9 protein-coding genes are annotated in these 13,906 nt (G+C 37.4%); 4 read left to right on the forward strand and 5 right to left on the reverse strand.

What is annotated here, in order from left to right; genetic code table 11:
• Window positions 1-15 precede the first annotated feature (15 nt).
• On the reverse strand, window positions 16-1,239 hold the full coding sequence (gene hutI, locus ACTJIP_RS19150) for an imidazolonepropionase (RefSeq protein WP_077418878.1): 1,224 nt from the start codon (window positions 1,237-1,239) through the stop codon (window positions 16-18).
• Window positions 1,240-1,498: 259 nt separating this feature from the next.
• Between hutI and ruvB the strand changes: the two genes are divergently transcribed.
• The 4 genes from ruvB to coaE are packed head-to-tail and all read left to right on the forward strand — an operon-like array spanning window position 1,499 to window position 4,701.
• Window positions 1,499-2,521 (forward strand): Holliday junction branch migration DNA helicase RuvB, encoded by a 1,023-nt coding sequence (ruvB, locus tag ACTJIP_RS19155; protein WP_047425136.1) that lies wholly within the window; start codon window positions 1,499-1,501, stop codon window positions 2,519-2,521.
• A 49-nt stretch (window positions 2,522-2,570) separates the two neighbouring features.
• Window positions 2,571-3,182: an FMN-binding negative transcriptional regulator gene (locus tag ACTJIP_RS19160; RefSeq protein ID WP_077418877.1), complete on the forward strand. Its 612-nt coding sequence runs from the start codon at window positions 2,571-2,573 to the stop codon at window positions 3,180-3,182.
• Between the two features lie 13 nt (window positions 3,183-3,195).
• Window positions 3,196-4,062 carry an MBL fold metallo-hydrolase gene (locus ACTJIP_RS19165; protein ID WP_077418876.1) on the forward strand — a complete coding sequence of 289 codons (867 nt, stop codon included), beginning with the start codon at window positions 3,196-3,198 and terminating at the stop codon, window positions 4,060-4,062.
• Between the two features lie 9 nt (window positions 4,063-4,071).
• The gene (gene coaE / locus ACTJIP_RS19170; protein WP_077418875.1) at window positions 4,072-4,701 is read left to right on the forward strand and encodes a dephospho-CoA kinase; all 630 of its coding nucleotides are present in this window, start codon (window positions 4,072-4,074) and stop codon (window positions 4,699-4,701) included.
• Window positions 4,702-4,984: 283 nt separating this feature from the next.
• Here coaE and ACTJIP_RS19175 read toward each other — a convergent pair whose 3' ends face one another.
• The 4 genes from ACTJIP_RS19175 to ACTJIP_RS19190 form a co-directional block, all read right to left on the reverse strand.
• Complete coding sequence (locus ACTJIP_RS19175) at window positions 4,985-9,415, reverse strand: GEVED domain-containing protein (RefSeq protein WP_077418874.1); 4,431 nt, start codon at window positions 9,413-9,415, stop codon at window positions 4,985-4,987.
• 167 nt (window positions 9,416-9,582) lie between these two features.
• Complete coding sequence (locus ACTJIP_RS19180) at window positions 9,583-12,606, reverse strand: reprolysin-like metallopeptidase (RefSeq protein ID WP_440704957.1); 3,024 nt, start codon at window positions 12,604-12,606, stop codon at window positions 9,583-9,585.
• 180 nt (window positions 12,607-12,786) lie between these two features.
• The gene (locus ACTJIP_RS19185) at window positions 12,787-13,452 is read right to left on the reverse strand and encodes a DUF6048 family protein (protein WP_180564669.1); all 666 of its coding nucleotides are present in this window, start codon (window positions 13,450-13,452) and stop codon (window positions 12,787-12,789) included.
• Window positions 13,418-13,894 (reverse strand): DUF6452 family protein, encoded by a 477-nt coding sequence (locus ACTJIP_RS19190; RefSeq protein ID WP_077418871.1) that lies wholly within the window; start codon window positions 13,892-13,894, stop codon window positions 13,418-13,420. The genes ACTJIP_RS19185 and ACTJIP_RS19190 overlap by 35 nt, the downstream gene beginning before the upstream one ends.
• Between the last annotated feature and the right edge of the window lie 12 nt (window positions 13,895-13,906).

Below are 13,906 nucleotides of genomic sequence, written 5' to 3' on the forward strand. Positions count from 1 at the left end.
TCAAAATAGTAAATTTTATATTGAAATCCCATCAATATAAACATGTTCCGCATTCAAGCTTCCTTGATTATACAGTACATTTTGGAAGTTATTGGTTTTGAAAGTGACAAAATCTGCTTTTTTCCCTGTTTTCAACTGTCCTCTATCCTCAAGATTAAGGGCATAAGCTGCACGGAAAGTCATTCCTGCCAACACTTCAGCAGTGGTCAGTTTCTGGAAAGTGGCTAAGATAGAAGCCTGGGTAATTAAATTTCCCATCGGCGCTGATCCAGGATTCCAGTCACTTGCAATCGCTACAATAGCTCCTGCATCTAATAATTTTCTTGCAGGAGTAAATTTTTCTCCTAGTCCTAAGCTTGCTCCGGGAAGTGCTGTTGCTACGGTATCAGACTTAGCCAAAAAATCGATATCCTCATCAATAGTTGCTTCTAAATGGTCTGCAGATGCAGCTCCCACCTCTACTGCAATTCTTGAGCTTCCTGGCGTAAACTGATCTGCATGAACGGTAATCTCAAAACCTAATGCTTTTGCTTTAAGCAAGAATTCTTTACTTTCTTCAGGCTGGAATGCAGACTTTTCGATAAAGATGTCTACTCTATTCGCCAATTCTTCTTCTTTTACTTTTGGTAAAATTTCAGTAATGATATACTCAAGATATTCAGGATTGTTTCCTTCAAAATCTCTAGGCTTTAAATGAGCCGAAAGACAGGTAGGAACTAAAGTAGCTTTAGTTTCATTCTGTGCTTTTTTAATAATTCTAAGCATCTTCAGCTCATTTTCTATATCCAGTCCGTAGCCGCTCTTCACTTCAATAGTGGTAATTCCTAAATCAACCAAAAAGTTGATTCTTTCTATTAAAGTTTTCAGCAATTCTTCTTCTGATGCATTTCTTGTATGCTGCACAGAACTCCAGATTCCACCACCGCTTTCAGCGATTTCCAGATAGGTTTTCCCTGCATTACGCATCGCAAAATCATTGGCACGGTTTCCTCCGAAACAGATATGGGTATGTGAATCTACAAAAGCAGGAAAAACAATCTGCTCTCCCTCGATGTTTTCGATTTCTATGGTAGGATTTTCTGCTTTTAATGTTTCAAAATTTCCAACTTTATGAATGATATTCTGTTCTACTACAATTCCTCCGTCTACAATAATTTCAAGTTGTTCATCGGAAAGTTTTCCTCTTAATGGTAAGTTAGCAAGCGTTACCACCTGCTTAAATGGTCCTATTAATTTCATGAGTTTAAAGTTAATACTAATATTCAGATTGAGGCTGATTCATTTATTATCAACACCTGTCTTCTAAACAATCAAAATTTCAATAATTTTTATCAATAATTTCTCCTCTCAAAAATACTTAAAATATCCCAATTATTTAAATCTTAGCTGTTCTCATTTTTAACCTTAGCGTAAACTCAGCATCAATCTTAACCTTTTCTCAATCTGCCCTTCAACCTTAGTCTAAATTTGCTATCTTTGAGGTAAATGAAATGAATTAATGCCAGATTTTTTACATCCAGATAAGGAAAACTACTCACGCGAGGAGCTGATGCAGGAAGAACAGATCCGTCCCCAGAGCTTTAAAGATTTTGCGGGGCAGAGAAAAACGCTGGAGAACCTTGAAGTTTTTGTTACCGCTGCGAAAAGACGCGGAGGAGCATTAGATCATGTCTTATTGCATGGTCCGCCGGGACTTGGTAAAACCACTTTAGCCAATATTATTGCCAATGAGCTTGGAGTGAACTGTAAGATTACTTCTGGTCCTGTATTGGATAAACCCGGAAGTTTAGCTGGTTTATTAACAAATCTGGAAGAAAATGATGTCCTTTTCATTGATGAAATTCACCGTCTTTCTCCTGTTGTAGAGGAATATCTGTATTCCGCAATGGAAGATTATAAGATTGACATCATGCTGGAAACAGGTCCTAATGCCAGAAGTGTGCAGATTGGGCTGAATCCTTTTACTCTGGTGGGAGCAACTACAAGAAGCGGAATGCTTACCAAACCTATGCTTGCCCGATTCGGGATTCAAAGCAGACTGGAGTATTATTCTATTGAACTTTTGTCTACGATTATCCAACGAAGTGCAAGGGTTCTGGGAGTTGTTATTTACGAAGATGCAGCGATAGAAATTGCTAGAAGAAGTCGTGGAACCCCAAGGATTGCCAATGCATTATTGAGAAGGGTACGTGATTTCGCGGAGATCAAAGGGAACGGTGAAATTGAGATCAATATTACAAAATATGCGCTGAACTCTCTCAATGTGGATGAATTTGGATTGGATGAAATGGATAATAAGATCATGCGTGTTATGATTGAAAATTTTAAAGGAAAACCAGTTGGTATTTCTGCTTTGGCCACCTCTATTGCTGAAAATCCTGAAACACTGGAAGAAGTTTATGAGCCATTTTTGATTCAGGAAGGATTTATTATCAGAACTCCGAGAGGAAGAGAAGTTACTGACAAAGCTTACAAACATTTAAATATTACCAGACCTAAAAATCCGGGTGAACTTTTTTAGTTCAAAGATTCAAGGTTTAAGGTTTAGGTTAATGAGAGTTTATTAGTTTATGTTTATACCCAAATTATACAGAAGCGAAGATTACAATTTGATGAGAGAGATTATCAAAGAAAATTCTTTTGCTTTATTGATTTCTTCTGTTGACAAGATCCGGGCGACCCATGCTATGATGATGTTAAATGAAGATGATCCGGAAAATGCTTATATTGAAACTCATATTTCGAGAGCTAACCCACAGGCGAAAACCTTAAAAAACGGAGATGAGGCTCTTTGTGATTTTTTAGGAGCCCACACTTACATATCCAGCAGCTGGTACGATCATATTAATGTTTCCACCTGGAATTATGAAGCAGTACAGATCTATGGAAAGATTGAACTGATGAATCATGATGAGCTTTATGCTCATTTGGATAAATTAACTTCCAAATATGAAAAAATTCAGCAATGCCCGATGATGGTGAAGGATATGGGAAAAGAATTCGTGGAAAAGGAAATGAAGGGTGCTTTTGGCATTAAAATAATTCCTAACGAAATATTTATCAAGCAAAAACTTTCTCAGAACAGAAAAGAGACTGATTATGAAAATATTATCAATCATCTTGAGGGTTCTGATGATAACGCAAAAAAAATTGCGGAGAAAATGAAAGCAATAAAAAAATAATCAAAATATACATATGAAGTTATATCCAATACAATGTGGAAAATTTAAACTGGACGGCGGTGCTATGTTCGGAGTCGTCCCGAAGAGTCTGTGGGAAAAAACAAACCCGGCAGACGAAAAAAACTTAATCGAACTGGGAACACGTTCCCTGCTTATTGAAGACGGAAAAAAACTAATCCTGGTAGACTGCGGTCTTGGAAATAAACAGGATGATAAATTTTTCGGGCATTATTCTCTTTTTGGAGATGATACTCTTGATAAAAATCTAAAGAAATACGGTTTTATAAAGGAGGATATTACGGATGTATTCCTTACCCACCTTCACTTCGATCACTGTGGTGGTGCTATAGAATGGAATGATGACAGAACCGGATACAGGCCCGCTTTCAAAAATGCTAATTTCTGGACTAATGAAAATCACTGGCAATGGGCAACAGAACCTAATGCGAGAGAAAAAGCAAGTTTCCTGAAGGAAAATATTATGCCGATACAGGAAAGTGGCCAGCTTAATTTTTTACCGCTTCCTACTACCGGAAATTACGGTTTTGCTCCTGATCTGAAGATGGATGTCATCTTTGTGGATGGACATACAGAAAAACAAATGCTTCCGGTCATTCAATACCAGGAAAAAACAGTCGTTTTTGCTGCAGATCTTATTCCTACAGCAGGACATATCAACCAGGTATATGTGATGGGGTATGATACCAGACCTCTTTTAACATTGGAAGAAAAGGGAAAATTCCTAAAGCAGTGTGTAGATAACGAATATTTATTATTCTTTGAACATGATGCTCATAATGAGCTGGCAAGTCTTAAAATGACCGACAAAGGGGTAAGACTTGATGAGACGTTTACCTTTAATGATGTTTTTGGATATTAATTTTAAATCATGGAAGAATTACATTCAGAAACACAACAGGCTGAACCGGAACCAGCACCCAAGATCATAGGTTTAACAGGCGGAATTGGCTCTGGAAAAACTACAGTAGCCCGCTTTATAGAGGAATTCGGATTTCCGGTTTATTATTCCGATGAAAGAGCAAAGGCAATCGTCAATGAGAATGAAGATCTGAAAATAAAGATCAAGGAACTTCTTGGCGAAGAATCTTATGATGAAAATGGATTGTATGACAGAAAATTCGTTGCCAGTAAGGTTTTCAACAATAGTGATATTCTCGAGCAATTAAATGAAATCATACACCCTGCTGTACGAATTGATTTTGAAGATTGGGTAAGTAGGCAAAGCAAATATTTGGTTTTCAAAGAAACTGCATTATTGTTTGAACTAAAACTTAACAGACAATGTTATAAATCTCTTTTGGTAACAGCTGAGGATAATATCAGGGCTAAAAGAGTAATGGATAGAGATAATAAAACCTATCGTGAAGTAGAGGCTGTTATGGAAAAACAGATGCCTGAAAGGGATAAAATTAAAATGGCAGATTGTATCATCTACAACAATACCAATCTGCAAGAATTAAAAGAACAGACCGAAAAAGTAATCTTTGCCATTGAATAGAAATATTCCTAAAGATTATTTTCTCGCTTAAAAATAAAAAAGCCCTCATTTTTTTGAGGGCTTTTTGTATTATTCCTTTATAAATTTCTTTTGGATGATATTTCCATTATCTTCATTAGAGATAACATATACACTATTGATTAATTTACTCATATCAGTCTAATATTATTCTACCTGATATAAATTGGCCGGAAGCGTTGTACATTGTAATTAATCAATAATAATAAGGATAAAAAATAAGCCTCCATTTCTGGAGGCTTATTCTATTTGATATTTAGTTTACTTATTCTTTGATAAATTTCTTCTGAACAGTTTTACCGTTATCATCGATATCAATTACATAAACACCGTTAATCAATCTGCTTACGTTGATTTGATTGTTTAGTAAGATACCATCTCCTATTACCTGTCCTGCAGCATTGTAGATCTTATATTTAGCTCTCTTGCTGATATTTTTAACAAATAATATTGAGCTTACCGGGTTAGGATAAATCATGATACCCGTCTGATCAATTGGATTAGCAACAATCGGCTTAGAGATTCTTACTGTGTAATCCTCTACTTCTCCGTTTTTGAAGCTTGTACAGTTTACAGGAATACCGTCTCTTTCCATTGCTACTCTCATCACTACATATTTGTAATCCGTCATACTTACAAACGCATCTGCCGGTACATTGAATTTACCTGAGATGGGGCTGTCTGTATTTGGTGGAGAGCTTAATACTCTTTCATTGATATCAAATTCACCATTTCTGTTGAAGTCAATCCAAACTGCGATTCCTTCGTTGTACGTGTTTCCTGTCCACTTCTTCTCAATGATGATCTCATTATCTGTTGATCCCTGGATCATTTCGATGAATGTTTTAGGAACTCCTGTATAATCTGTATACGTTGATGCTCCTGATTCATTCTCCATTGTTTTCTTACCGGTAGGCTTCACAGTAACTTTAGAGATATGCTCGCCTATAGAACTTCCTGAATTCATCTGACAGTAAATTACTGTAGGAGTTGTGAAGTAATATGGAGGAGTATAATTTCCTGGTGTCCCGTTACAGATATTTACCACCTGCATTTCATATTTAGTTAATTCTGTAAGACCTGTTAATACAAGGTTATTAACTAATGATGGTACTTCTGTCCAGCTTGGAATACCTACTTTTCTATATCTAAGAACATATGTTGCTCCAGGGAAAGGATCCCATTGGATTGCTGCCGATGTAGGAAGCAATTGAGTAATTGTTAATCCTGGAGGCGGAATTTCACAGATTCTTTCTGTTGTAAATACTTTAGGGTTTGAATATGGATTCAGAGCAGTTTCTCCGTTACACATATTAGCAATCTGTACTTCATAAGTAGTGAAAGGCTCTAATGGAGTCACACTACCTAACACATAAGTATTTGCAGGAGCTGCTGGTAAACTGATAATATTCCATGTAGTAGTACCTACTTTTCTCCATCTCATTGTATAGGTAGAACTTGCTGCAAGTGGTGCCCATGTAATCAATGCTGTTGTTGGAGTAATGTTACCTACTGTCACATTCGGAGGAGTAGGATCACATCTTGTGGTAAATGTCTTGATTGGAGTTGCTGTTCCTACAATATCTCCACAAATTGCAGCTACTTCTACTTCATAAGTGGTAGCTGGTGTCAATCCGGTGATTACTAATGGAAGGTTCCCCAATTGTGTTGAAGCATATACTTGTGTCCAAGCTGTTGTACCCTGAACTCTGTATCTTACCAAATAACTTACTCCTGCTCCTGTAATTGTAACAGTAGCTGTTGTATGAGTAGTAGTAAATGTAGGTGCGTTTGGAGTTGCATTGCTACAAGGTCTGATTCTTACTCTGTAGTCTTCCACTTCTCCATCTACTGCATTCTGACACATTACAGGAGCACTTGTACGTTTTAGTACCACTCTCATTGTAGTTGTCAATGGACCTGTATAAGATGTTGAAGGAACGGCAAACGTAGCAGTAACAGGGGTAGTTGTGTTAGCTGGAGAAATTAAAATTCTTTCAGCGTCTGTAAACTGTCCGTTTCTGTCAAAGTCAATCCATGCTGTTACAGCATCGTTTCCTGTTGCTCCAGTCCAACCTTTAGCTACAGAGATTTTATTATTTTGAGAATTAACATCTAAAGTAATAAGAGTCTCAGGTGTTGTATAGCTGGTGTAATTAGTCTGTACTGAAGTATTGTTCATTGGAGGAACTCCAAGGTTCGAAGAGGTAACTGTTACATTCGAAATATGGTCATTCGTTCCGGTACCTGTCATCTGGCAGTAAGACAGCGGTGGTGTTGTAAACGTTACTGATGATGAGTAAGATCCTGTAGAACCTCCACATGTTGTAGAGACCTGAACTTCATAATTTGTCTGCTCAGTAAGACCAGTGATTCCATAGAAGTTTTGACCAGCTGGCACAGTAGCCGTCTGCCACACCCCTCCAGGAGTAGTTCTCCATCTTATATTATAAGTAGCTCCTACAGTTGCAACCCATGATACTGTTGCAGTAGTTGCACCAATATTGTTTACTGTAATATTCGTTGGAGGAGCTGTTGAACATGGTTGAGAATCTACAAATTTTACTGCATAATCTTCTACTTCTCCCTGGGTAAATGTTCCACAAGGGTTAGCATTATCAAAATATCTCATTACTACACGCATACGGGTAGGAAGAGTTCCAGTATATACATTTCCACTCGCCACTGTAGGGACAGCAAAAGTTGCCGTTACCGGAGTAGTTGTATTATAAGTAGTATTCAGAATTCTCTCACTCGTTTCAAATGTTCCATTTCTGTTAAAATCAACCCAAGCTGAAACTCCATAAGATGTAGGAGAACCTGGCCAGTATTTGTTCACAGAAATTTTATTATTTGCAGAACCTCTTTCAAATATAACTACTCTTGTAGGATCTGGTGTATAATCTTTATAGTTATCCGATCCTGAATTACTCAACATGATAGGAGTATTCGTAGGAGTAACGGTTACATTATTAATATATCCGCTAGTAGCAGTATTACCTGTAGGACCTGCCGTACAATAAGTAAGAGCAGGAGTTGTAAAGGTTACACTCGGAGAGAATGCACCTGTAGTACCTCCACAAATAGTAGCTACCTGAACGTCATATGTAGTCTGCTCTAATAATCCTGTAAGTATTTGGTTACTTACCAAAGGTGTATTTACAGCAATCTGCTGCCATGCACCGGAAGGAGAAACTCTGTATCTTACAATATAAGTAGCTCCTGTAGTTGATGTCCAAGTAACGTTAGCAGAAGAAGGAGTTACATTGTTTACCTGAATGTCAGCCGGTGGAGCTGTAGTACATGCTGATAAATCAATAAGTTTAACAGCATAATCTTCAGTTTCACCATAAGAATAAGTTCCACAAGCATTAATAGGACTGTACTCATTCATTACTACACGCATTCTGGTAGTAAGGTTTCCGGTATATGCACCACCTGCAGCATTTGGTATATTGAATGTGGCCGTAACCGGCGTTGTCGTATTACTTGGAGAAGTCAATACTCTTTCAGTCGCTTCAAAAATACCATTACGGTTAAAGTCAATCCAAACTCCTGTTAAGAAGCTATATTGGTAACCCGGCCATGTTTTTGCTACAGAAACAGTAGCAGTACCTCCTCTTACCAAAGTAACTAATCTTGTAGGATCTGTACTATAATCTGTGTAACCACTTTGATTAGAGTTACTCACCATCGAAGGAGCTCCTTGTGCATTAACTGCAACCTGGCTTATATACCCATCAATAAAAGTACTTGTAGCCGCTGAATTACAATAAGTAAGTGCCGGAGTTGTAAAGTTTATACTGGAAGAGAATGCTCCCTGAGTACCCCCACAGATAGTAGCTACCTGAACTTCATACTGGGTTTGTTCTGTTAATCCGGTAATGATCTGGTTTCCTACCAAAGGTGTTGTTACGTTAATTGTCACCCAAGGTCCTCCTGCTACAGGTCTGTATCGTACAACATACGTAGCACCTGCAGAAAGATACCAACCTACATTAGCCGAAGTTGTTGTCAGGTTGGAAATTGTAATATTGGTAGGAGGAGCTGTTGAACAAGCTGGCAGCGGATGGCTTTCCAACTGTATTCTAGGAATATCTGCAACTCTGTCTTTTGCAGCAGGAGGTGCTGCAGGGTCTGGGTTTGCAGAATCTTCATAATAGATCATCCCTCTGTTTGCTCCTGCGTTATAAGATCCCCAAGCTGTACCTGGCGAAGACGAATAACCTGGAGTTTTTTCATTTACAGCAATCACAAGATTGTCTGTTCCGTTCCACAAAAACGGAGTTGCCAATTGAAGAGTTACCCAGTTCCCATTTGTCAGGTTAGGTAAATTTCCGGCGAAAACTTGGGTCAAACCACTTAATGGAACCCAGTTTGTAGTGGTTGCAAAGTTATTCTGGGTTGTGTTTCCCATATATACCACCCAATCCTTATATACATCCTGTGATGTTGAAACGGTGGTGGAATAAAACTTTACAGCCGTGATATAGTTCGACGTACCTATAGCAGTCGTAAGCTCCGCAGCAGTATAAATCTGCTGGGAATAACTATACCCATAATAGGAACGTATGGGGAGATACACCGAGGTACCCGTTCCTGTCCCGATCTGTCCTGCCTGAGCTGAGACTTTGGATACAAAGCCTGTACAGATCAAACAGAGAAACAGAATTAAAGAGGTAAAGAATTTCTTCATAATGTTTTCATTATAATATTAATCATACAAATCTAATCATTTTTTGTTATTAATTTACAGGTACATTTAGGTTTTTTTGTAAAAATATAACAATATCTCCACTTATGCTTTAAATAAAGAAATCCCCGGGAAAGCCCGGGGATTTACTAATATTTAAAAGGTTATCTTTATTTTTTGATGAATTTAGATTTGAATTGCTCAATTCCTTTATCATCTATTGTAATTATATAACCACCTTTAACTAAAGTTGAAACATTCACCTTTCCATCGTTGATATTTCCTCTGTCTACTAATTGTCCAGCAGCACTATAGATTTTATAAGTTGCCTTATCTGAAACTTTAGTAATATTTAGAATATCACTTGCCGGGTTTGGATAAATCTGAATACCGTTATTTTTAATAGCTGTTTCAGAAGTAGCAAGGGTACCAGTAATTACTACGTTATAATCTTCAACCTCACCATAATCAAAATTATTTCCGCATAAATAATCTGCCGGTAATGATAAGCCTGCATTTGTATTCCCTACAAAAAACGCTACAACTCTCATTCTTAATGGCTGTCCTTCTACTGCACTACTTGGGATTGTAACATTCCCTGTTACTACAGTTGGCGACGGACTAAGCGCTACAGGATAATTCAATACTCTTTCTGTTTCGCTGAAAACACCATCCTTATTAAAATCAATAAATGCAGCTACTGTATCATAATCAGCAACATCCGGGTTACTAAGAGTGACAGACATAGGATAAACATTCCCTTTTGTTAAGTTTATCTGAAGTGCAGTGTTTGTTGTATAGTTTGTATATGTACTGCTTGCTGAAGTATTATTTACATTCGAAAGTGTTACATTCGAAATATACTCATAGTTAGAATCACTCGTAGCAGCTGTACAATAAGCAAGTTGTGGTGTACTGAAGTTTACAGAAGCAGAATATGTTCCTACTGTAGTACCACAAACTAGAGCTACCTGAACTTCATATTGTGTACCATCTATTAGATTACCTAAATTGATTGACGGCACTGTTGTATCAGCTTCAGTCCAAGCAGTTGTACCTACCTTTCTATAACGTACTTTATAAGTTGCCCCAGTATAAGACATCCATGATACGCTTGCAGAAGATACCGTAATATTACTTACCGCTACATTCGTTGGAGCGGCACTGCTACATGCAGATAGAGGTGCAATACTAACAGGTCCTACTGTATAGAAAATATTACCTATTGAAGAAATTCTTACTTTAATAGTCTGACCGTTCAATGAAGAAGGGAATGTAAAGTTTTCAGAACCATCATTAGGTGTTGAGGCAGACAATACAGTCCATGTTGTTCCATTATCTGTAGTATAGTCAATCTTTACATTAGCTACATTATAAGGAGCAGCATTTGTATTTGCAACAATCCATTGAACTGGAGTTGGAGTATTCACATCAGCATATTGGTTAGCTACTCTGAAAGGTCCGTTATCTCCTACAACAACTGTCTGAACTTTAAAAGCTGACTGCTGTTGAGCTACATTAGAGTTATTATCTCTAACTGTTAATGCAAAGTTTGTTGTTCTTGCTACAGTTGATACCGCTTCCCAAGTATTGTTTGCATTATTTAATACTCCATTCATTACAGAAGTAAATTTCGGGAAGTATCTTACCGGATTCGTACTTGGAACAGCAGATCTGAACGAAGCTCCAGACATCGTATTTCCTAAGTTAAACTTATTAATAGAAACTGATGCATTATCAACTTCTTCCCAAGAGTAAGTCATTGGATCATTTTCAGGATCCGTAGCACCACCTGTTAAAACAAAAGCAGTTCCTTTAGGTATAGTATATGTTGGTAAATCCGTAACTACTGGTGGATTATTAGTAATTGTAGTTTCTACATCACACGTTTTTGCAATTAAATTAGCCTGAACCTGACCGATACTTGCTTTATGGAAATAAGGATCAGAATTAGGCTGAACATCCGTATTAGGACCAGTAATACCTGCATATCCCATGATAGTAGTTCCTGAACCAGGTTCCATATTCACACCACTTCCTTCAAGATTATGAGAGAAAGTATGGTTAGCCCCTAGCTGGTGCCCCATCTCATGAGCAACGTAGTCGATATCAAAGCTATCACCTGATGGAATTCCATTTGATGGAGAAGTAAATCCTGAACCTTTTCCTTTAGGAACTGTAGCTGTAGGATTGATACATACACATCCGATACATCCGGCATTTCCTCCACCTCCTGATTTACCGAACAAGTGTCCGATATCATAGTTAACATTTCCTACATTAGCTGTCAAAGCACCCTGTAGTTCTCCATTCCATGCACCCCCCGCTCCTGTATTAGCAGCAGAATATGGATCTGTAGCCGGGTCAATATAAATTACACCTGGAAAATTCTGCAAATTCAAATGCAATGCAAAATCTTTCTCAAAAACTCCGTTTACTCTGGTTAAAGTATTATTAATTGCAACTATTGCCGGAGCTCTTTTCTGATCGTCTGTAGCTGTAGCAGGTACACCAGCAAGTCCCATAAAGTATTGAGTATACTCACCGGTAACAGACATTGCCAGTCTCATTGTTCTGTATTTCTTATCAGAAGTCTTATTGAAAGTTGTTGCCTGATTTGAGAATGACTGCCCATTTTTTAATAAAGCATCTATTTCTTTTTTAGCAGCAGGAGATTCTTCTGTAGAACATAAGAACCCACTTTTATCCTTTTTAGTTTTAGGATGAACGGCATACACTGTTTTATCTGTAGAAGCCGGGTCAATAAATTCATAGTTATCTCCATGGATGATCATCGATTGAAAATCATTAGGAGCAATACTGAATCTTAAATACTTGGTAGGGTCTTCTACACTTGTTCCAACATAAGATCCTAATTCATACTTGTCTGCCAGTTCTTTTACAACTACTGGAAAACTGTATACATTAAACCTTTCAATCTTCCCGCTCATAGTGGGAAGAGAAATCACTACAGGAGTGGCATTTGTACCCATTTCCTGTGCATTCTTTAGCTGAGATCTCAGTAAGTTCAGGTCTAATTTATAGTACCCGTTTCCTCTTACATTAGATTGATCTACTCTAAATCCTGTACTTCTTTTGTTATCGTCTCCTTTTTTAAGGGAAGTTGGTGTCCATTGACCAAACACAGCGCTCCCTATAAAAGTGAACATTAAAGCAGTAAATACTCTTTTCATAAATTAAAACACAATTATAATTTCCGCCAAATATAACTATTTTATCAATCTTATAAGTAAAATAAGTTAATATTTTTCAACATAATACACTCATCAACGATATCCATTAAAAAAAACACAAACTTTAGAGTAGTCTAAAGTTTGTGTTTTATATATTTTAAATGTCAAGAAATAATATTTCTAAAACTTATATGCAATATTCCATGCAAATCCCATATTGAATTTTGAAGAACTTTTTCCGAAGCCCGGAACGATCATGGGAGAGATATCATCCTGCTTGGAAGTATATACCATATATCTTGGCTGAAGATTCACATCGATGTAGAAATTGGAATTAAATAATTGTACTCTGCCTCCCAACGTACCTTCCAGCCAAAAAGATGACTGTGATGATGAAGGAAAGGCTTCTGAAGAATTGCTTCCCCCAAATCCACGAACAGGAATTGCCATATACTCCTGATTATAAAATGATCCGGCAGCTTTTCCTCCTGCATAAAATCCATTGAATTCATTCTCTGCATCTTTTGCAAGCATATAGAATGCACCCAATTTCACGAAAGGACCGCTTGCCTTCGCATCATAACCATTTTTCTGATACACATTTTTTTCAAAACCTGCCTCTGCAACAGCATGGAGATTTCCTCTGATTTTTGAAGAAATAAATCCCTGATACAATTTTCTGTCAGAAAAAAAACCGGCTCCGGTATTCAGTACATCAAGGCCAACCATAAAATTGGGTTCATATTTCTCCTGAACCTTCTTCTCTGCTTCCTTTTTTTTGTCTTGTGCCCAGTTTATTATTCCCAATAAACTAAAAAGAAAGGTAAAGATTAGTCTTGTCTTCATTCTCTATTTGATTTTGTCCGGCTTCCAGCTTCTGAACAGGATTCGGAGTTACTAATTCTGAACTTAAATTCTCGTAAGATTTTTTGATTCCGCATCCGGGAGAAACATACGTTGACTTCGTACTATAATTAATTCTTACTTTAGATTCTGCTCCATTATAGGTAAGTTTAAAATAAACGTCAGTATAAGGTGAGCTGTCAACCCGTAAAGGAATTAACCGGGAATCAATTTTTGCAAGTTTTCCAAGATCCACTTTTCCTGCTCCATAATCTACTGCGACATAAAGGGTATCCAGGGTCGTCTCTTTTCCAGTAGCCAGTGATCTGAAAGCCACCTTCATTCTGGGAGTTCCTTCTCCGCTTTCACAAATATCATCATCTCCTCCACAGGAAAAAAGCATTCCTAAAAAACAGATCGCTATCAGAAATTTAAAGTACTTCATATTAAGATTTGA

The organism is Chryseobacterium sp. 22543 (genome assembly GCF_052044565.1).
In the GTDB taxonomy this organism is placed as follows: Bacteria; Bacteroidota; Bacteroidia; order Flavobacteriales; family Weeksellaceae; genus Chryseobacterium.

What these genes read in the sequence shown, in the direction of transcription:
- hutI (WP_077418878.1), bottom strand. Translation starts at nt 1,239, where the DNA reads ATGAAATTAATAGGACCATTTAAGCAGGTGGTAACGCTTGCTAACTTA.
- ruvB (WP_047425136.1), top strand. Translation starts at nt 1,499, where the DNA reads ATGCCAGATTTTTTACATCCAGATAAGGAAAACTACTCACGCGAGGAG.
- ACTJIP_RS19160 (WP_077418877.1), top strand. Translation starts at nt 2,571, where the DNA reads ATGTTTATACCCAAATTATACAGAAGCGAAGATTACAATTTGATGAGA.
- ACTJIP_RS19165 (WP_077418876.1), top strand. Translation starts at nt 3,196, where the DNA reads ATGAAGTTATATCCAATACAATGTGGAAAATTTAAACTGGACGGCGGT.
- coaE (WP_077418875.1), top strand. Translation starts at nt 4,072, where the DNA reads ATGGAAGAATTACATTCAGAAACACAACAGGCTGAACCGGAACCAGCA.
- ACTJIP_RS19175 (WP_077418874.1), bottom strand. Translation starts at nt 9,415, where the DNA reads ATGAAGAAATTCTTTACCTCTTTAATTCTGTTTCTCTGTTTGATCTGT.
- ACTJIP_RS19180 (WP_440704957.1), bottom strand. Translation starts at nt 12,606, where the DNA reads ATGAAAAGAGTATTTACTGCTTTAATGTTCACTTTTATAGGGAGCGCT.
- ACTJIP_RS19185 (WP_180564669.1), bottom strand. Translation starts at nt 13,452, where the DNA reads ATGAAGACAAGACTAATCTTTACCTTTCTTTTTAGTTTATTGGGAATA.
- ACTJIP_RS19190 (WP_077418871.1), bottom strand. Translation starts at nt 13,894, where the DNA reads ATGAAGTACTTTAAATTTCTGATAGCGATCTGTTTTTTAGGAATGCTT.